The organism is Streptomyces sp. NPDC001002 (assembly GCF_053599215.1).
The window spans coordinates 26,099-45,216 of the sequence record NZ_JBSFLV010000038.1; the positions used below are offsets into that span (position 1 = coordinate 26,099).

Below are 19,118 nucleotides of genomic sequence, written 5' to 3' on the forward strand. Positions count from 1 at the left end.
AGCCGCCGGATGCGTGTCCTGTTCCTGTCCGCTTTGCTGCTGCTGGCCGCCGCCTCGCCGGCGACCGCCGCCGAGGGCTGGTCCCTCGCGCCCGCCGGCGGCTCCCGCCCCGCCTTCTACGCCGAGGGCGAGCCCGGCACGCCCCTGCGGGACACCGTGTCGGTGACCAACCGCGGTCAACGGCCCCTCACCGTACGGCTGTCCGGCACGGGCACCGGCCTGCGGATCGCCTTCGCCGAGAGCCGGGTACGGGTGCCCGCCCGCACCCGCGCCGACATCCCCTTCACGGTGACCGCCACCGGCGACCGCACCGGCGAGCTCGTCGCCCGCGACCAGGACGGCCGACGCGCCACGGTCCCGCTCCGCCTGCGCACGGCCGCCCCGACCCTGTCCGCGCTGACCGTCGAACACGTCACCGTGCACCCCGACCACATCGCGTACGAGCTGGTCAACCGCGGTACGACCGTGCTGGTGCCGCGCCTTGCCGTGCACGCGGACGGCATCCTCGGCCCGGTCCTGGACCGCGCCGCCCGCACCCTGCCCGTCCACCTCCGCCCCGGCGAGCGCCTCGACCTCAACGAACCCTGGCCCGACCGCCCCGCCCTGGACGCGGTCGACGTCCGCCTCACGGCGACGGCGGCCGACGGAGCCCACGACACCGCACACGCCTCGGCCCGGTTCGTGCCGTGGAGCGCGGTGGCGGGGGTCGCGGGCGCGGTGACGGCCGGGGTCGCCCTGATGGTCGTACGACATCGCAGGCGGCGGGCGCGGGCGGACGGCGGGGTGGCTCAACCCTCGCGTACGGAAGTCGAGTTGACGGGAGCGGTGATGTGAGCGGCAAGGTTCGGACATCTGGGCCGAAGGGTCGGACATCCGCGCTGGTCGCGGTGCTCGCGCTGCTTCTGCTGCCCTTGGCGGGCACGGCCGCGGCGGCGGACGGGCCGGTCGTGAAGCTGTCCAAGTCCCAGGCGGGGACCGGTGGTTCGATCACCGTCAGCGGCAGCGGCTGGCGGGCGAACGCGCTGCTGATGGTGCTGATCTGCGGCCAGGCCACGCCCGCCCGGGGTGTCGTCGGCGGCACCAACTCCTGTGCCAACAGCGACGGTCGGGCCGTCACCACCGATGCCGAGGGGGCCTTCAGCAAGAAACTTCCGGTCGCCGAACCGCCCGTGCCGTGCCCGTGCGTGGTGCACGTGGCGACCGTGACCGGGGCGAAGGCGCAGGCCGACGCGGTCCTCCAAGTCGCGGGCCACGCCGTCGAACCGTTGCCCGCCGAGACCGCCGGCGGCCGGCTCTCGGTCCTCACCGACACTCGCCTCGACGGCTCCAGCGGGCTGCTCACCTGGTTCGGCGCCCCGCCCTCGCGGACCCTCGACTTCACCGTCGGCAATGTCGGCACCGCCGCGGTCAAGAACCCCGTCTTCCAAGTCGGCACCTCCCACGGCGTGTTCGCCCCGCAGTGGGAGGAGCAGGAGTGGCGCGGCACGATCGGGCCGGGCGGGAAGGCGCGCATCGAACTCCCCGTCGACCTGGCCGCGGGCGCGCACGGCGACTACACCGTCTCGCTCAAGTACAGCGGGAAGGTGCTGGCCGAACAGCCGTGGGGCGTGGGCCGGCCGTGGGGCGTGACGGTGTTCTGGATCCTGGTCTGCGTGGTCGTGCCGGCCGCACTGTTCCGTATCGGCATGGCGGTCGTCGACCGGGTCCGCCCGCGCCGCGCGGGCGGCCTGCGCCACCGCGGTCTGCGCCTGCCCGAACTCGCCCTCCGCCGCCCGAAGTTCACGATCACCAGGGCGCCCGCCGAGGCGCCCCCCGTCGCTTCGACCCTGCCGTGGTTCACCCCGGACTCCGATCCGGGCACGGCCGGTCGGCTCTCCGCACCGCACGACTCCAGTCAGCCGAGTCCGTCGACTCCCACGGGTCCGACGACTCCCACCAGGAAGGGACCCACGTGAGACAGCCGAGGAGAGTCACACCGGCCCGGAGAGCGGGGGCGGCGGGCGCCGCCCTGGCCCTGTGTTCGGCCGGCGTCCTATTGGGCATGGCCGCCGCGCCCGCGCAGGCCGCCGAGGTGTCGTACGCCACCCACTGCGTACCGCCCGCCGGCATCGACCCGGTGGACGGCACCACGAAGGTCGAGATCACCGCGCCGGCCACCGCGAAGGTCGGCGACACCGTGGACATCGTGTGGAAGTTCACGCAGGCCGCGTCCAAGAACCCCGACATCATCGACCTGCCCGCGAACTCGGTGCAGCCCTCGGGCACGCTCAAGGCGACGGGCGCGCAGACCGCGTCGATCGCTCTTCAGGGCCCGCGCGAGAACCCGGCCATCCCCAAGGGCGCGGCCATGGTCCTGTCGGACATGAAGGGCAGCCTGAAACTGACGACGGCCGGGTCGGTCACCCTGACGCCGGACGCGTACACGGTCAACGCCCTGGGCACGAACACCCAGTGCGCGCCGACGGTGACGGTGCCTCCGGCGGCGACGATCACGGTGACGGCGGGGAGCGGCGGCGGCACGGACACACCGACGCCGACGGACACGCCGACGGAGACGCCCACCGACACACCGACCGCCTCGGACACGCCCTCCACCACCCCCAGCGAGAGCGACGGCACCGGCGGGCAGACCGACTTCACCGGCAAGGAGGTCGACATCCCGTACACCTGCCAGTCGCCCCTCGGTGAGAAGAAGGCGACCTCGCCGATCCAGATCAACGCCAAGAAGGACGGCGGCGACTTCGACCTCACGGTCCAGTTCAAGAAGTCGGTGATGGACAGCCCGGCCGACATCCCGGCGGGCTCGGTCAAGCCGTCGATGGACGTGGTCGTGGGCGGCGCGGACTCGGGCTCGGTGCACGTGGAGGGCCCCCTGAACGCGGACGCGATCAAGACCGGCGACCCCATCGCGATCCCCGACCTCACCGGCACCTACAAGCCGGGCGCGAGCGGCTCCTCCACCCTCTCCCCGGGCATCCTCACCATCGAGGCCCTCGGCACGACCACCACCTGCACCCCGGACGAGACAGCGGTCTCCCTGACCCTGGACACGACGGAACAGGCGAGCGGGGTATCGGGCGGTTCGTCGACTTCAGGCGGCAGCACGTCGTCCGGTACGTCGACGTCGACAAGCGGAGGCCTGGCGGCAACGGGCACGGACGACCACGGCGCGCTGAAGGCACTGGGGTTGGTGTCGGGGACGGCGATCCTGCTGGGCGGGGCCGTCTTCACGTTCATGCCGGGCAGGAGAAGGACCAGGTAAGAGTGGAGGACCTGGTGAAGGCGGAGGGCCACCGCATCCGGCAAGGATGCGGTGGCCCCTCGTAGACCATCGAGGACTTCTGGACGTGACGTACGTCAGTGCACGTCGCCCATCAGTTCGCGGACCTTCCTTCGGTACATCCACACCGCCGCGCCCGCGATCACCGCGAGCACCGCCTCCAGGGCCACGATGCCCGTCTTGTTGAGGTCGACGCCCGCGATGGAGAGCAGGCCCGTCGTGGCGTCGCCGGCAGTGACCGCGAGGAACCAGACGCCCATCATCTGGGAGGCGTACTTCGCCGGGGCCATCTTCGTGGTGACCGAGAGACCGACCGGGGAGAGGGTCAGTTCGCCGACGGTCTGGACGAAGTAGATGCCGACCAGCCAGAGAGCCGCCGCCTTGTGGCCGCCGTCCGCGATGCCCAGCGGGGCCAGGAAGAGGAAGAAGGACGCGCCGATCAGGACCAGGCCCATCGCGAACTTGGTCGCCGTGCTCGGCTCCTTGCCGCGCCGGGCCAGCGCCAGCCACGCCCAGGCGAAGACCGGCGCGAGCGCCATGATCATGACCGGGTTGACCGACTGGTACCAGGAGACCGGGAACTCCCAGCCGAAGATCGTGTTGTCGGCGGAGGAGTCCGCGAACAGGGACACGGTCGAGCCGCCCTGGTCGTAGATCATCCAGAACACGGCCGCGGCCACGAAGAACCAGATGTACGCGGACATCTTCGACTGCTCGGCGCGGTCGAGGTCCTTGTCCCGCTTGATCCGGGCGATGACCAGCACCGGGATGACCAGCCCTGCCACGGTGATCGGGACCAGCAGCCAGTTCAGGGTGTAGTGGCCGGAGAAGCCGACGACCGCGTAGAAGACGATCGCGACGGCCGCCCAGAAGCCCGCCTTGCGCAGCGTGGCCGTCTTCTCCTCGGCGGACATCGGCGTGGGGACGATGTCCGAGCGCGAGCTGAGGTGCCGGGTGCCGAGCAGGAACTGGGCCAGACCCAGCGCCATGCCGAGCGCGGCGAGCGCGAAGCCCAGGTGCCAGTTGACGTTCTCGCCGACGGTGCCGATCACCAGCGGCGCGGCGAACGCGCCCACGTTGATGCCGATGTAGAAGACCGTGAAGCCACCGTCGCGGCGCGGGTCGTCCGGGCCGTCGTAGAGGTGGCCGACCATCGTGGAGATGTTGGCCTTCAGCAGGCCCGAGCCGATCGCGACCAGGCCGAGACCGCCGTAGAAGGTGCCCGCGCTCGGCAGGGCCAGAGTGAGGTGGCCGAGCATGATGATCACGCCGGCGACCGCGACCGTCTTGCGGGGGCCCAGGACCCGGTCCGCGAACCAGCCGCCCGGCAGGGCGAGCAGGTACACGAGCGAGAGGTACACCGAGTAGATCGCGGTCGCGGTGGCCGCGCTCAGGTGCAGGCCGCCCGGGGCGACCAGGTACAGCGGGAGCAGGGCTTTCATGCCGTAGTAGGAGAAGCGCTCCCACATCTCGGTCATGAAGAGAGTGGCCAGTCCGCGGGGGTGGCCGAAGAAGGTCTGCTCGGAACCGGGGGTGCCCGGAGTCACCGAGTCCTTCGTCAGGCTGGACGCCATGGGTCGATCCTTGCTGCTGGGGTCACGCGCGCATTTCTTTCGAGGCCGGTGAGAGCCGGCCCGCACACAAAAGAGACCTTCAGCGTCAATTCCTCGCCAAAGGTCCCCACGGTGCCACACGCGTCCGATCACCATACGGCAGGACACTGCCGGATATGGAAGGACTTGAGACACGGATCACAGGCGCTGGAGGAACCGCAAGCCTGTTTCCAAGGTCCCTCCCACAATCGCATCCCACAGACAGAGGTTCGCACCAGAACGCCCAAAGGTAAGAATCATGGGGGCCGATCACACCCCAGCTCAGGTAAAGAGCGGTCTACCATCACCTCATGACCCGTGTACTGCTCGCCGAGGACGACGCGTCCATCTCGGAGCCGCTGGCCCGCGCCCTGCGCCGGGAAGGCTATGAGGTCGAGGTGCGTGAGGACGGCCCCACCGCGCTCGACGCCGGGATCCAGGGCGGCATCGACCTGGTCGTGCTCGACCTCGGTCTGCCTGGCATGGACGGCCTGGAGGTCGCCCGCCGCCTGCGCGCCGAGGGGCACGCCGTGCCCATTCTCATCCTGACCGCGCGTGCCGACGAGGTGGACACCGTCGTCGGCCTCGACGCCGGCGCGGACGACTACGTCACCAAGCCGTTCCGGCTGGCCGAGCTGCTGGCGCGGGTGCGGGCGCTGCTTCGGCGCGGGGCGGCGGAGCCGGCGCAGCCGCCGGCGACGCACGGCGTGCGCATCGACGTGGAGTCGCACCGGGCGTGGATGGGCGACGAGGAACTCCAGCTCACCGCCAAGGAGTTCGATCTGCTTCGGGTGCTCGTGCGGGACGCCGGCCGCGTGGTGACTCGGGACCAGTTGATGCGGGAGGTTTGGGACACGACGTGGTGGTCGTCGACCAAGACGCTCGACATGCATATCTCCTGGCTGCGGAAGAAGCTCGGGGATGATGCGGCGAACCCGCGGTACATCGCCACGGTGCGTGGGGTCGGGTTCCGGTTCGAGAAGAGCTAGCGCCTGCTCGCCGTAGGGCCGATGCGACGATGGCGAGTGCGGGTAGTTCGTGGCTGGTCGCGCAGTTCCCCGCGCCCCTACGGGGCGCTGAAGTCACCGCCCGGAGGAGTTCGTGCGCCGTCGTTTGATCCAGTCCACCTTGGCTGTCGTGCTCGTCGTGATCGCCGTCTTCGGGGTGTCCCTCGTCATCGTCGAGACGCGGACCATCAGCAACAGCGCGCAGGAGCGGGTGAGTTCCGAGGCGCAGCGGCTGGCGAGCATCGTGGACAGTCGGCTGATCGGGGCCGGGACCGTGAATGCCGAGGTGCTGCGGAGCCAGGTGGCGCAGGATCGGTTCGCCGTGATCCGGATCCCGGGTGAGCCGGTCATCGAGGTCGGTACGCGGCCCGAGGGCGAGGTCATCCGCGGGCATGCCAAGGGCGAGGAGGGCGAGACCGTCGTCGTCGAGGAGCCTCGCTCGACCGTCACCCGCGAGGTCGGCCGGACGCTGCTGATCATCGGCCTGGTCGCGCTGCTCGCGGTGGTCGCCGCCGTACTGCTGGCGATCCGCCAGGCCAACCGGCTCGCCTCCCCGCTCACCGACCTCGCCGAGACCGCCGAACGCCTAGGCTCCGGCGACCCGCGCCCCCGCCACAAGCGCTACAGCGTCCCCGAGCTGGACCGGGTCGCCGACGTCCTGGACGCCTCCGCCGAGCGCATCGCCCGCATGCTCACCGCCGAGCGCAGGCTGGCCGCCGACGCCTCGCACCAGTTGCGTACGCCGCTGACGGCGCTGTCGATGCGGCTGGAGGAGATCACCCTCACCGACGACCCGGACACGGTGAAGGAGGAGGCCAACGTCGCTCTCACCCAGGTCGAGCGGCTCACGGACGTGGTGGAGCGGCTGCTGACCAACTCCCGCGACCCGCGCACCGGCAACGCCGTCTCCTTCGACCTCGACGAGGTCATCCAGCAGCAGCTCGCCGAGTGGCGCCCGGCCTACCGCAGCTCGGGCCGCGCGATCGTCAGCTCCGGCAAGCGGCATCTGCAGGCCGTGGGCACGCCGGGCGCGGTGGCGCAGGTGCTGGCGGCGCTGATCGAGAACTCGCTCATGCACGGCGGCGGCACGGTCGCGCTGCGCACCCGTGTGGTCGGCAACCAGGCCGTCGTCGAGGTGACGGACGAGGGACCGGGGGTGCCCGCCGATCTGGGGGCGCGGATCTTCGAGCGGACCATCAGCGGCCGTAACTCCACGGGCATCGGCCTCGCGGTCGCCCGTGACCTCGCGGAGGCCGACGGAGGGCGCCTGGAGATGCTCCAGACCAAGCCCCCGGTCTTCGGCCTGTTCCTCTCCCGCAACCCCCTCAAGCGCCCCCTGGACCCGGACGACGACGAGCCGACGACGGTCCGCTAGAGGTCTGGGAAGTGCTTCAGCTGGCGCGCTGCTCCACAGCGGGCCGTACCGCGGTCTCCGCCTCTTCCAGGAACGATTCGGCGCTCGCCACGGCCTCACGGGCCGGCAGTGCGCGGAACACCCAGGAGCGGTAGGACCAGAAGCGGAAGAGGGTGGCGATGCCGATGCCGAGGAACTTGAAGATGTTGCTCTGCAGCGGGCTGTCCCAGCCGAAGCCGTAGGTCGCCGCGTACAGGACGCCGTTCTCGATCACCAGGCCGACCGCGCTGAACAGCAGGAACAGCGTCAGTTCCTTCGTCCGCCCGCCCTTGTCGCGGTCGCGGTAGGTGAAGTACCGGAAGCCGATGTAGTTGAAGACGATCGCCACGACGGTGGCTATGACGCTCGCGCGGACCACCTGGAGATCGGTGGAGTGCCGCATGAGGTTGAACACGCCGAGGTTGACGAGAAGCCCCGCGCCGCCCACCGCGCCGAACTTGGCGGCCTCGTGTACGAGCCTTCGCAGCCCGGAGGAACCACGTCCCATGGTCGTGCAGGCCCCCGTCCGGTCGGTTTCGTCAACCCAGCCATGCTAACCACCCCCTGTTCGTAATCTCCTGTGTACGAGCTCACAGCTGGGGAACAGGTTGGGAAGAGCTGCGGAAATGCAAGGGAAAAGCCGGGTAAGAGCCGAGGGAACGGTGGAGAGAACGGCCGGAAATCGGCGGCGCCGGTCCGGCCGATACCCTAGGAGCGTGACGTTCCCGGTAGTCGGCATGGTCGGCGGTGGCCAGCTCGCTCGTATGACACACGAGGCAGGCATCCCGCTCGGCATCAGGTTCAAGCTCCTCAGTGACACCCCTCAGGATTCCGCGGCGCAGGTCGTCGGCGATGTCGTCATCGGCGACTATCGCGACCTCGACACGCTGCGTGACTTCGCGCGGGGCTGCGATGTGATCACCTTCGATCACGAACACGTACCCGTCGAGCATCTACGAGCCCTGGAGGCGGACGGCATCCCCGTGCGCCCCGGCCCCGACGCGCTCGTGCACGCCCACGACAAGGGCGTGATGCGGGCCCGGCTCGACGCGATCGGGGTGCCGTGCCCACGGCACCGGATCGTGGCCGACCCGGCCGATGTCGCCGCCTTCGCGGCGGAAGGCGTGCCTGAGGGCGCTGAGGGCGACGGCTTCCCGGTCGTCCTCAAGACCGTCCGCGGCGGCTACGACGGCAAGGGCGTGTGGGTCGTCGGGTCCGTTGCGGAGGCCGAGGCGCCCTTCCGCGCGGGTGTGCCCGTCCTCGCCGAGGAGAAGGTCGACTACGTCCGCGAGCTCGCCGCCAACGTCGTCCGCTCCCCGCACGGCCAGGCCGTCGCCTACCCGGTCGTCGAGTCCCAGCAGGTGGACGGCGTCTGCGACACGGTCATCGCGCCCGCCCCCGACCTCGACGAGTCCCTCGCCCTCGCGGCCGAGGAGCTGGCCCTGCGCATCGCCAAGGAACTGGACGTCGTCGGCCACCTCGCCGTCGAGCTCTTCCAGACCCGCGACGGCCGCATCCTCGTCAACGAACTGGCCATGCGCCCGCACAACTCGGGCCACTGGACCCAGGACGGCGCGATCACCAGCCAGTTCGCCAACCACGTCCGCGCGGTCCTCGACCTCCCCCTCGGCGACCCGCGCCCGCGCGCCCGGTGGACCGTCATGGTCAATGTCCTGGGCGGCGACTACCCGGACATGTACTCCGCGTACCTGCACTGCATGGCCCGCGACCCCAAGCTCAAGATCCACATGTACGGCAAGGACGTGAAGCCCGGCCGCAAGGTCGGTCACGTCAACACCTATGGCGACGACCTGGACGAGGTGCTGGAGCGCGCCCGTCACGCCGCCGGCTACCTGAGAGGCACGATCACCGAATGAGCCCCGTTGCAGGACCCGTCGTAGGCATCGTCATGGGGTCGGACTCCGACTGGCCCGTCATGGAGGCCGCCGCCAAGGCCCTCGACGAGTTCGAGATCGGGTACGAGGTCGACGTCGTCTCCGCGCACCGCATGCCGCGCGAGATGATCACGTACGGCGAGCGGGCCGACGGCCGCGGCCTCAAGGTGATCATCGCGGGCGCGGGCGGCGCCGCCCACCTGCCCGGCATGCTCGCCTCGGTGACCCCGCTGCCGGTGATCGGCGTCCCCGTGCCGCTGAAGTACCTCGACGGCATGGACTCCCTGCTCTCCATCGTGCAGATGCCGGCCGGCGTCCCCGTCGCGACCGTCTCGGTCGCCGGCGCCCGCAACGCCGGTCTCCTCGCCGCCCGCATCCTCGCCACCCACGACGAGGAACTCCTCGGCCGCATGCGGGACTTCCAGCAGGAACTGAACGACCAGGCCACCGAGAAGGGCAAACGCCTGCGCGCCAAGGTCGAGGGCGGCGGCAACGGCGGCTTCGGATTCGGCAAGTGACGGCGATGACGTCCCTCGAAGAAGCCCGGTCCCTGCTCGCCGAGTTCCCCGTCGTCGACGGGCACAACGACCTGCCCTGGGCGCTGCGCAAGCAGGTCGGCTACGACCTGGACTCCCGTGACATCGCCGCGCACCAGAACGCCCACCTGCACACCGACCTCCCGCGGCTGCGCGAGGGCGGGGTCGGGGCGCAGTACTGGTCGGTGTACGTCCCCTCCGACCAGCCCGAGCCGGTCGCCGCGACGCTGGAACAGATCGACTGTGTACGGCAGTTGCTGGCCCGCTATCCGGCCGACCTGGCGCCCGCGCTGACCGCGGCGGACATGGAGGCGGCGCGCGGGGAGGGCCGTATCGCCTCCCTGATGGGTGCGGAGGGCGGGCACTCCATCGCCAACTCCCTCGGCACACTGCGGGGGTTGTACGCCCTCGGCGTGCGCTACATGACGCTCACCCACAACGACAACGTGCCGTGGGCGGACTCGGCGACGGACGAGCCCGGCGTGGGCGGTCTCTCGGAGTTCGGCCGTGCGGTCGTGCGGGAGATGAACCGGGAGGGCATGCTCGTCGACCTCTCGCACGTGGCGGCGACGACCATGCGGGACGCGCTGGACGCGACCTCGGCGCCGGTGATCTTCTCCCACTCCTCCTCGCGGGCCGTCTGCGACCACCCCCGCAACATCCCGGACGACGTCCTGGAGCGGCTGCCCGCGAACGGGGGCGTGGCGATGGTGACGTTCGTACCGAAGTTCGTGCTCCAGGCGGCCGTGGACTGGACGGCCGCCGCCGACGCGAACCTGCGTGCCCACGGACTGCACCACCTCGACACCAGCCCCGAGGCGATGAAGCTCCACCGCGCCTTCGAGGAGCGCACTCCCCGGCCGGTCGCCACGGTCTCGACCGTCGCCGACCACCTCGACCACATGCGCGAGGTAGCGGGCGTCGACCACCTCGGCATCGGCGGCGACTACGACGGCACGGCCTTCACCCCTGACGGCCTGAACGACGTCTCCGGCTACCCCAACCTCATCGCGGAACTGCTGGACCGCGGCTGGTCGAAGTCCGACCTTGCCAAGGTGACCTGGCAGAACTCGGTACGGGTGCTGGGCGCGGCGGAGGACGTGGCGCGCGAGCTCCAGGCGACGCGGGGCCCGTCCAACGCCACGATCGAGGCGCTCGACGGCTGAGCCGGGTCGGCGGGGCGAGAAGGGCGAGGGGGCGGCGGGTCGCTGAACCGGCCGACCCCCGAACGCCCCACCCACCAGGAAGGCCTCCGGCCCCCGTGCGACGGTGACCGTACCCCCACCGGGACTTTCACGACGTACGGAGCCCGCCATGGCAGACCTCCAGGACGAACTGCACCCCACCACCGAGGTGGGCGCGCTCGACGACCTCCCGGACCCCTTCGAGCCCGGCGAGCCGTACACCCCCGTCTCCGATCCGGACACCGCGCCCCTGGAGCGCGCCCACGCCATCCTCGCCGCCCACCCCGTCGCCGACGGCTACAGCGGACTGCCGTGGGCCCTTCGCCACATGCCCTGGTTCGACCTGGAGCTCGGCGAGAGCGCGGTCGACACGGACGTGCCGCGGCTGCGCGAAGGGCATGTCGGCGCGCTGTTCTGGTCCCTGCACCTGCCCGAGGGGCTGGCCGGGGACCGGGCGGTCGGCGCCACCCTGGAACAGCTGGACCTCGTGAAGACCGTCGTCCACGGCCACCCCGAGGGTCTGCGGCTGGCCCGCACCGCCGGGGAGACCACCGACGCCCGGCACTGCGGCCGGGTCGCCGTGCTGCTGGGGCCCGCCGGCGCCTCGGCCCTCGGCGACTCCCTCGGCATCCTGCGCGCCCTGCACGCCCTGGGCCTGCGCGTCCTCACCCTGTCCGGCGCGTCCTGGGCGAGCGAGGCGGGGCTGACCCGGTTCGGCGAGGAGGTGGTACGGGAGATGAACCGGCTCGGCGTGCTCGCCGACGTCTCCGGCGCCTCCGAGGAGACCGCCCGCCGCGCCTTCGCCGTCTCCAAGGCGCCGGTCGTGTGCACCCGCTCCGCCGCCCGCGCGCTGCGCCCGCACCCGTCCAACCTCCCCGACGGACTGCTCGCCGCGCTGGGCGCCGCCAAGGGGCTGTGCATGGTGCCGCTCACCGCCGAGCAGACCGGGCCGTCCGTCCGCGACGTGGCCGACCACCTCGACCACGTGCGCGAGGTCGCGGGGCCGGAGTGCGTCGCCCTGTCCGGGACCTACGACGCCGGCACCGCGCACCCGCAGGACCTCGGCGACGCCTCCTGCTACCCGTACCTCATCGCCGAGCTCCTGCACCGCGGCTGGACCGAGTCCGACATCGCCCTGCTCACCTGGGGCAACGTCCAACGCGTCCTGCGCGGCGCCGACTTCACCGCCCGCGCGGCCCAGCAGCGCCGGGAGCCGTCGACGGCGAAGATCGCCGAGCTGGACGGTTAGTCAGGGATTGTGGGCCGGCCGCGGGTTCTCGATCCGGCAGAGGCAGAACGGGTGCCCGGCCGGATCGGCGTACACCTGGAAGTCCTTCTCCTCGCGGTCCTCCAGGTCCAGCGGCCGGGCACCCAGCGCCATGACCCGCTCGTGCGCCGCGTCGAACTCCGCCCAGGTGGGGCCGGCGTCGAGGTCGAGGTGGAACTGCTGGCCGTTGTCGCCCTCGCGCGGCCAGGGCGGGGGCCGGTGACCGAGGTCCTGGCTGAAGGCGAGGCGCGGTACGCCGGGTGCCTCCAGGACGACCCAGTCCTCGTCCTCCACGCGGGGCGTGCCGCCCAGGATCGCCGAGTAGAACTCGGCCAGTGCGCGCGGGTCGGGGCAGTCGAGCACGACGGAACGGAAACGGGCCACGGGCATGACGGGTGCCTCCTGGTCGACGGTCGGTTCAGCGGGCCTTGGAGCCTCTTCTCAGCAGGCGCAGAGGCAGAACGGGTGCCCCGCCGGGTCGGCGTACACACGGAAGGTCCGCGTGTGGTCGTCGGCGTCCAGTGCCTTCGCGCCGAGCGCCAGCACGTCCGCCTCCGCCGCGTCCAGGTCCTCGACCGTGAGGTCGATGTGGAACTGCTGGGAGTGATCCGGGGCGGGCCACTTCGGCGGTACGAACCCCGGGGCCTCCTGGAACGCCAGCGACTGCCCGTCGGGCACCTTCAGGTCCACCCAGTCTCCCTCGCCCTCGACGGTGCCGCCCAGGATCTCGGCGTAGAAGCCGGCGAGCGCGCGGGGGTCGGGACAGTCCAGGACGACGGCGCCCAGCTTGGCGATGGCCATGACTACTCCTCCTAGTTACCTGTAGAGCCAGTTACCTGTAGAGAGGTGGAAGCGGTAACGGTTACTGCATGCTCCCGTATTGGAGGTAACGTCGCAAGCATGAGGTCGCAGGTATGAGTGAGAGAGTTCCGGCGCCGGGCGGCCTGGTCCTGGTCCAGGGTCTGGTGAACACGCTGGACATCGAGGACGGCGTCGACGGACTCGACACGGCGGACGGCCGGGCGCGCTTCGGACTCGCGGCGGACGAGGTGCCCGCGGCCCGTGAACTGCGTGAGTCCCTGCGCGTCGCCCTGCTCGCCCACGCGGGCCACCCGCCGCACCGCGAGGTCACCCCGCTGGGCGTCCTGCTGGGCGGGGCCCCGCTGCTCGTCGCGGTCGACGCGCACGACGGCTCCGCGCGCCTCACGCCCGCCGAGGACGAACCCCTGCTCTCCCGCGTCGCGGCGGCGATCGCCGACTCCCTCACGACCGGCACCTGGACCCGCCTCAAGGCCTGCGAGGCCCCGACCTGCCACTGGGCGTACTACGACCGCAGCCCGGCGGGCCGCGGCCGCTGGTGCTCGATGCAGGTGTGCGGGGCGCGGGCGAAGATGCGGCGGTACCGGGCGAAGTAGTTCCGGGCCGCCGGTCCCGGGTCCTGTGTCTCCGGTCTCGGGCCGAGTGGTTCCCCGCCTACGGGTGGTTCCGGTGGTGCAGAATGCAGCCAGACGCCGGTTCGGCCGACTGAGCCTCGGCCGAACCGGCGTCGCCTGTCCGACCGTCGAGTGCTGTGCCGCGGCGCGCTGTTACGCCGTCGGACGACCCATCGCCCGGTACGTCCAGCCCGCCTTGCGCCACAGTTCCGCGTCGAGGGCGTTGCGGCCGTCGAGGATCAGGCGGTGGGAGGCGACCGTGCCGAGGGCGGCGGGGTCGAGGTCGCGGAACTCCTGCCACTCGGTGAGGTGGAGTACGACGTCGGCGCCGCGGACCGCGTCCAGGGCCGTGTCGGCGTAGCCCAGGGTCGGGAAGAGGCGGCGGGCGTTGTTCATGCCCTTGGGGTCGTAGACCGTGACCTGGCCGCCCTGGAGGTGGATCTGCCCGGCGACGTTGAGCGCGGGGGAGTCCCGGACGTCGTCCGAGTCGGGCTTGAACGCGGCGCCGAGGACCCCGACCCGCTTGCCGAGGAAGGAACCGCCGCCGAGCGCCTCCCGGGTCAGCTCCACCATGCGGCCGCGCTGGCGCATGTTGATCGAGTCGATCTCGCGCAGGAAGGTCAGCGCCTGGTCCGCGCCCAGCTCACCGGCGCGGGCCATGAACGCCCGGATGTCCTTGGGCAGACAGCCGCCGCCGAAGCCGATGCCGGCCCGCAGGAACTTCTTCCCGATCCGGTCGTCGTAGCCGATCGCCTCGGCGAGCTTGGCCACGTCGCCGTCGGCCGCCTCGCAGACCTCCGCCATCGCGTTGATGAAGGAGATCTTGGTGGCGAGGAAGGAGTTCGCGGAGGTCTTCACCAGCTCGGCGGTGGGGAAGTCGGTGACCACGAACGGTGTCGCGTCGGACAGGGGTGTCGCGTACACCTCGCGCAGCAGCTTCTCCGCCCGCTCGCTGCGCACGCCGACCACGATCCGGTCGGGGTGCAGCGTGTCCTGGACGGCGAATCCCTCGCGCAGGAACTCCGGGTTCCAGGCCAGCTCGGCGTCCGCGCCCGCCGGCGCGTTCGCGGCGAGGTAGGCGGCGAGCCGGTCGGCCGAGCCGACGGGCACGGTGGACTTGCCGACGACCAGGGCGGGGCCGGTCAGGTGCGGCGCGAGAGAGGCGATCGCGGAGTCGACGTACGACATGTCGGCGGCGTACTCCCCGTGCCGCTGCGGGGTGTTCACGCAGACGAAGTGCACGTCACCGAAGGCCGCGACCTCGGCGAAGTCCATGGTGAAGCGGAGCCGCCCGCTCGATCCCTCGATGCCGGCCACGTGCTTGCGCAGCAGCTCCTCCAGACCGGGCTCGTACATCGGGACCTCGCCCCGCTTGAGCATCTCGATCTTCTCGGGCACGACGTCGAGGCCGAGCACCTCGAACCCGAGCTCGGCCATGGCCGCGGCGTGCGTGGCGCCGAGATAGCCGGTACCGATCACGGTGATCTTGAGGCTCATGGGGGGCTCCAGAGAGGTACGGCTGCTGCTGCGGTGCCCGAGCATAACCGGGGCGTGGAAAGGGCCTTCGACGGGCACCTTTCCCTCTGTCGCCAAGCTCACGTATGCGTCCCGTGGGCGGGCCCCTAAAATTTGAGTTACTTAACGGTAATTAGCACCGTCACCACAGTGCGTCAGAAGCGTCCTTGGAGCGTGAGAGACCTTGGCCGGATCGGCTGACTTCGACCTGTACCGCCCGTCCGAGGAGCACGACATGCTCCGCGACGCGATCCGTTCACTGGCCGAGGCGAAGATCGCGCCGTACGCCGCCGCGGTGGACGAGGAGGCCCGCTTCCCGCAGGAGGCCCTCGACGCCCTCGTGGCGAACGACCTGCACGCCGTGCACGTCCCCGAGGAGTACGGCGGCGGGGGCGCCGACGCGCTCGCCACGGTCATCGTGATCGAGGAGGTGGCCCGCGTCTGCGCGAGCTCCTCCCTCATCCCCGCGGTGAACAAGCTGGGCTCGCTCCCGGTCATCCTCTCCGGCTCCGAGGACCTGAAGAAGAAGTACATGACCCCGCTCGCCAAGGGCGACGGCATGTTCTCCTACGCCCTGTCCGAGCCGGACGCCGGTTCCGACGCGGCCGGCATGAAGACGAAGGCGGTCCGCGACGGCGACCACTACGTCCTCAACGGCGTCAAGCGCTGGATCACCAACGCGGGCGTCAGTGAGTACTACACGGTGATGGCCGTCACCGACCCCACCAAGCGCTCCAAGGGCATCAGCGCGTTCGTGGTCGAGAAGTCCGACCCGGGCGTCTCCTTCGGCGCCCCCGAGAAGAAGCTCGGCATCAAGGGCTCCCCGACCCGCGAGGTCTATCTCGACAACGTTCGCATCCCCGCCGACCGCATGATCGGCGAGGAGGGCACGGGCTTCGCGACGGCGATGAAGACGCTGGACCACACCCGCATCACCATCGCCGCCCAGGCCCTCGGCATCGCCCAGGGCGCCCTCGACTACGCCAAGGGCTATGTCCTGGAGCGCAAGCAGTTCGGCAAGCCGATCGCCGACTTCCAGGGCATCCAGTTCATGCTCGCCGACATGTCCATGAAGATCTCGGCCGCCCGCGCCCTGACCTACCAGGCCGCCGCCGCCTCCCAGCGCGTCGACGCCGACCTCACCTACCTCGGCGCCGCGGCCAAGTGCTTCGCGTCGGACGCGGCGATGGAGGTCACCACGGACGCGGTCCAGCTGCTCGGCGGGTACGGGTACACGCGGGACTACCCGGTGGAGCGCATGATGCGCGACGCGAAGATCACGCAGATCTACGAGGGCACGAACCAGGTCCAGCGCATCGTCATGGCACGGAACCTTCCGTAACAGTCGCGGAGGGGGCCGGCGAGAGCCGGTCCCCCCGTCAGTCGTCCAGGCCCTCCGCCGCCCGCTTCTCCCGCAGCTCCATGATCGCCCGGCGCCGCGCCAGGCGGTGCGTGCGGCGGATCTGGGCCTCCTGGTTGCGCCGCTCGTCGCGCTCGGTCTCCGGGATCACCTGCGGCACCGGACGCGGCCTGCCCTCCGCGTCCACGGCCGCGAAGACCAGGTAGGCCGAGCCGACCTGGGTGGCGGGCGTCGACTCGTTCCAGCGCTCGGCCAGGACCCGGACGCCGACCTCCATGGAGGTCCGCCCGGTCCAGTTGACCTGCGCCTTCACATGGACCAGGTCGCCGACGCGGACCGGCTCAAGGAACGCCATCTCGTCCATGGACGCGGTGACGGCGGGCCCGCCGCTGTGCCGGCCGGCCACCGCGCCCGCCGCGTCGTCGACCAGCTTCATGATCACGCCACCGTGCACGGTGCCCAACAGGTTGGTGTCGGCGTTGGTCATGATGTGGCTCAGCGTGGTCCGCGACGCCGAGGTGGGCTTGCCGGGGATGTCCGAGGTGTCCGGGGTCTCCGGAGTGTTCGACTCCGCGGCGGGGGCCAGATCTGTCATGACCGCCACCCTAGCTGTGGTGACTTCCGGGGACTTTGTGTCGGGTTGGCAACAGCAGTGCCCTGATTTTCCGACGACCCTTGTAAAGGACATGGCCGCGGACGGCACACTGGGCCCCATGAACGATTGGCCCGAGGAATGGTCCGACAACAACCGCGGCGGCGGGTACGGACGAGGCAGCGCCAGCGCACAGCCCGACCCTGCACGCGTCATGCGGCAGGTTCGTCGGCCCGCCTCGGGCGCCTATGGCGCCTCCGGCCCGTCCGCACCGCCCTACGGCGGCTCCGTGCCGCAGCAGCCGGGATACGGCGACCAGGGGTACGGCGACGGCCAGGGGTACGGCGGCTACGGCCAGGGCCCCGCAGGCGACGGCTACAACACCGGCCAGGTCTACGGCACACCCGGCGGCGGGGGCCCGGGCGGCGGTGGCTACCAGAGCGAGCGGCCCCGGCCGAACTGGCGCCGCCGCATCAAGTGGACCGCGATCACCCTGGTCACGGTCCTGGTGGTGACGTCGGTCGCGACCTACTTCTGGGCCGACTCCAAGCTCAACCGTGACGTCGACCTCTCCAAGGTCATCGACCGCCCCTCCGGCGGCGACGGCACGAACTACCTGATCGTCGGCTCCGACAGCCGCGCCGGCCTGTCCGACGAGCAGAAGAAGGACCTGCACACCGGCTCCGCCGAGGGCAAGCGCACCGACTCGATGATGATCCTGCACGTCGGCGACAGCGGCGACACCCTGATCTCGCTGCCCCGCGACTCGGACGTGGAGATCCCGTCGTACAAGGGCTCCACCTCCGGCAAGACCTACCCGGCCACCGGCCGGCACACCAAGCTGAACGCGGCCTACGCCGAGGACGGCCCGACCCTGCTGGTGCGCGCCGTCGAGTTCAACACGGGTCTGCGCATCGACCACTACGTCGAGATCGGCTTCGCCGGCTTCGCCAACATCGTGGACTCGGTCGGCGGCGTGACCATCGACATCGACAAGGCCTTCAAGGACAAGTACTCGGGCGCCGACTTCAAGGCCGGCAAGCAGAAGCTGAACGGCGAGCAGGCCCTGGCCTTCGTCCGCACCCGGCACGCGTTCGCCGCCTCGGACCTCCAGCGCACCAAGAACCAGCAGAAGTTCCTCTCCGCGCTGGCCCACCAGGTGGCGACCCCGTCGACCATCCTCAACCCCTTCAAGCTCTACCCGACCCTCGGCGCGGGCCTCGACTCGCTCTCCGTCGACAAGGACATGAGCCTGTGGGACCTGGCGTCGATGTTCTTCGCGATGAAGGGCGTCAGCGGCGGCGACGGCACCTCCATGAACATGCCGATCTCCGGCTCCAGCGGCGGCAACCTCCTCTGGGACAAGGCGAAGGTCAAGACGCTGGTGAACGAGTTGAACAACGACCAGAAGGTCACGGTGTCGAGTGACTGACACCGGCAACGGCAGACCGCCCTTCGGGGCGGTTCTGTGCGATGTGGACAACGTGATCCGGTCCTTCGACTCCGGGCGCCTGGAGGCGCTGGAGCGGGTGGCCGGGATAGCCGAGGGCACCACCAAGAAGCTGGCGTTCGCGCCGGACGCGGATCTGCCGTTGCTGCTGGGCGAGATCACCTCGCAGGAGTGGGCGGAGACGATCGCGAGCGACCTCGCCGATCTGGTGCCCGAGCCGCAGACCGCGTTCGACCTGGCCCGGGCCCTGCTGGAGTCGCCCTTCCACGCGGACGACGAGGTGGTGGGCCTGCTGCGCCGGGCCCGCGTCCGGGTCCCGCTGGTCCTGGTCTCCAACGCTGCCCTGGAGCTGGAGTCCGACCTGGACTCGATGGGTCTGAGCGACCTTGCCGACCACGTCGTCAACAGCGCGCGGGTCGGCCTGGCCAAGCCCGACCCGCGTATCTACCGGCTCGCCGCCGACCTGGCCGGCGTCAGCCCCGACCGCTGCCTCTTCGTCGACGACAGCGAGGAGAACGTGACCGCGGCCGCCGCCCTCGGCATGCACACCGTCCACTTCCGCGAACCGGCGGACCTGGAGCGGGCGTTGGAGCCCCTGTTCCGCTGAGCCACCC

The 19,118-nt window shown here is 70.9% G+C and carries 19 protein-coding genes; 13 read left to right on the forward strand and 6 right to left on the reverse strand.

The genetic code is table 11. The features are described 5' to 3' along the window. Window positions 1–9: 9 nt before the first annotated feature. From ACWDR3_RS19125 to ACWDR3_RS19135, 3 genes are all read left to right on the forward strand, one after another. Window positions 10–834: a hypothetical protein gene (locus ACWDR3_RS19125; protein WP_450353669.1), complete on the forward strand. Its 825-nt coding sequence runs from the start codon at window positions 10–12 to the stop codon at window positions 832–834. After that, window positions 831–1,955 (forward strand): hypothetical protein, encoded by a 1,125-nt coding sequence (locus ACWDR3_RS19130; protein ID WP_450353670.1) that lies wholly within the window; start codon window positions 831–833, stop codon window positions 1,953–1,955. Before ACWDR3_RS19125 ends, ACWDR3_RS19130 begins: the two co-directional genes overlap by 4 nt. A gap of 86 nt (window positions 1,956–2,041) precedes the next feature. Beyond that, window positions 2,042–3,262, forward strand: coding sequence for a hypothetical protein (locus tag ACWDR3_RS19135; RefSeq protein WP_450353671.1), 1,221 nt, complete (start codon window positions 2,042–2,044; stop codon window positions 3,260–3,262). 95 nt (window positions 3,263–3,357) lie between these two features. On the opposite strand, the gene ACWDR3_RS19140 is transcribed toward ACWDR3_RS19135, so the two are convergent. Beyond that, on the reverse strand, window positions 3,358–4,854 hold the full coding sequence (locus tag ACWDR3_RS19140; RefSeq protein WP_450353672.1) for an oligopeptide:H+ symporter: 1,497 nt from the start codon (window positions 4,852–4,854) through the stop codon (window positions 3,358–3,360). Between the two features lie 329 nt (window positions 4,855–5,183). On the opposite strand from ACWDR3_RS19140, the gene ACWDR3_RS19145 reads away from it, so the two are divergent. Both ACWDR3_RS19145 and ACWDR3_RS19150 read left to right on the forward strand, forming a co-directional pair. Then, the gene (locus ACWDR3_RS19145) at window positions 5,184–5,861 is read left to right on the forward strand and encodes a response regulator transcription factor (RefSeq protein WP_124003719.1); all 678 of its coding nucleotides are present in this window, start codon (window positions 5,184–5,186) and stop codon (window positions 5,859–5,861) included. Between the two features lie 112 nt (window positions 5,862–5,973). Beyond that, entirely contained in the window at window positions 5,974–7,254 is a 1,281-nt protein-coding gene (locus ACWDR3_RS19150) for an ATP-binding protein (RefSeq protein WP_450353673.1), read from the forward strand. Window positions 7,255–7,270: 16 nt separating this feature from the next. On the opposite strand, the gene ACWDR3_RS19155 is transcribed toward ACWDR3_RS19150, so the two are convergent. Then, a complete protein-coding gene (locus ACWDR3_RS19155; protein WP_450353674.1) occupies window positions 7,271–7,780 on the reverse strand; it encodes a GtrA family protein in 510 nt (169 codons plus the stop codon). Between the two features lie 208 nt (window positions 7,781–7,988). Between ACWDR3_RS19155 and ACWDR3_RS19160 the strand changes: the two genes are divergently transcribed. From ACWDR3_RS19160 to ACWDR3_RS19175, 4 genes are all read left to right on the forward strand, one after another. Then, window positions 7,989–9,149, forward strand: a complete 1,161-nt coding sequence (locus ACWDR3_RS19160) for a 5-(carboxyamino)imidazole ribonucleotide synthase (protein WP_450353675.1) — start codon at window positions 7,989–7,991, stop codon at window positions 9,147–9,149. Then, window positions 9,146–9,685, forward strand: a complete 540-nt coding sequence (purE, locus tag ACWDR3_RS19165; protein WP_450353676.1) for a 5-(carboxyamino)imidazole ribonucleotide mutase — start codon at window positions 9,146–9,148, stop codon at window positions 9,683–9,685. Before ACWDR3_RS19160 ends, purE begins: the two co-directional genes overlap by 4 nt. A 5-nt stretch (window positions 9,686–9,690) precedes the next feature. Then, window positions 9,691–10,869, forward strand: coding sequence for a dipeptidase (locus ACWDR3_RS19170; protein ID WP_450353706.1), 1,179 nt, complete (start codon window positions 9,691–9,693; stop codon window positions 10,867–10,869). A 148-nt stretch (window positions 10,870–11,017) separates the two neighbouring features. Then, a complete protein-coding gene (locus ACWDR3_RS19175; protein ID WP_450353677.1) occupies window positions 11,018–12,136 on the forward strand; it encodes a dipeptidase in 1,119 nt (372 codons plus the stop codon). Here the strand turns inward: ACWDR3_RS19175 and ACWDR3_RS19180 are convergent, their stop codons facing one another. Both ACWDR3_RS19180 and ACWDR3_RS19185 read right to left on the reverse strand, forming a co-directional pair. After that, window positions 12,137–12,544, reverse strand: coding sequence for a VOC family protein (locus ACWDR3_RS19180; protein WP_450353678.1), 408 nt, complete (start codon window positions 12,542–12,544; stop codon window positions 12,137–12,139). A 51-nt stretch (window positions 12,545–12,595) separates the two neighbouring features. Continuing rightward, on the reverse strand, window positions 12,596–12,955 hold the full coding sequence (locus tag ACWDR3_RS19185) for a VOC family protein (RefSeq protein WP_450353679.1): 360 nt from the start codon (window positions 12,953–12,955) through the stop codon (window positions 12,596–12,598). Between the two features lie 113 nt (window positions 12,956–13,068). Here ACWDR3_RS19185 and ACWDR3_RS19190 point away from each other — a divergent pair, with 113 nt between their 5' ends. Continuing rightward, window positions 13,069–13,569, forward strand: coding sequence for a CGNR zinc finger domain-containing protein (locus tag ACWDR3_RS19190; protein WP_450353680.1), 501 nt, complete (start codon window positions 13,069–13,071; stop codon window positions 13,567–13,569). 171 nt (window positions 13,570–13,740) lie between these two features. On the opposite strand, the gene ACWDR3_RS19195 is transcribed toward ACWDR3_RS19190, so the two are convergent. Continuing rightward, on the reverse strand, window positions 13,741–15,084 hold the full coding sequence (locus tag ACWDR3_RS19195) for a UDP-glucose dehydrogenase family protein (protein ID WP_450353681.1): 1,344 nt from the start codon (window positions 15,082–15,084) through the stop codon (window positions 13,741–13,743). A gap of 202 nt (window positions 15,085–15,286) precedes the next feature. On the opposite strand from ACWDR3_RS19195, the gene ACWDR3_RS19200 reads away from it, so the two are divergent. Then, the gene (locus ACWDR3_RS19200) at window positions 15,287–16,444 is read left to right on the forward strand and encodes an acyl-CoA dehydrogenase family protein (RefSeq protein WP_450353682.1); all 1,158 of its coding nucleotides are present in this window, start codon (window positions 15,287–15,289) and stop codon (window positions 16,442–16,444) included. A 37-nt stretch (window positions 16,445–16,481) separates the two neighbouring features. On the opposite strand, the gene ACWDR3_RS19205 is transcribed toward ACWDR3_RS19200, so the two are convergent. Next, window positions 16,482–17,057, reverse strand: a complete 576-nt coding sequence (locus ACWDR3_RS19205; protein WP_450353683.1) for an acyl-CoA thioesterase — start codon at window positions 17,055–17,057, stop codon at window positions 16,482–16,484. A gap of 118 nt (window positions 17,058–17,175) precedes the next feature. Here ACWDR3_RS19205 and ACWDR3_RS19210 point away from each other — a divergent pair, with 118 nt between their 5' ends. Both ACWDR3_RS19210 and ACWDR3_RS19215 read left to right on the forward strand, forming a co-directional pair. Continuing rightward, window positions 17,176–18,486, forward strand: a complete 1,311-nt coding sequence (locus ACWDR3_RS19210; RefSeq protein WP_450353684.1) for an LCP family protein — start codon at window positions 17,176–17,178, stop codon at window positions 18,484–18,486. Then, entirely contained in the window at window positions 18,479–19,111 is a 633-nt protein-coding gene (locus ACWDR3_RS19215; protein ID WP_450353685.1) for an HAD family hydrolase, read from the forward strand. The genes ACWDR3_RS19210 and ACWDR3_RS19215 overlap by 8 nt, the downstream gene beginning before the upstream one ends. Window positions 19,112–19,118: the final 7 nt, after the last annotated feature.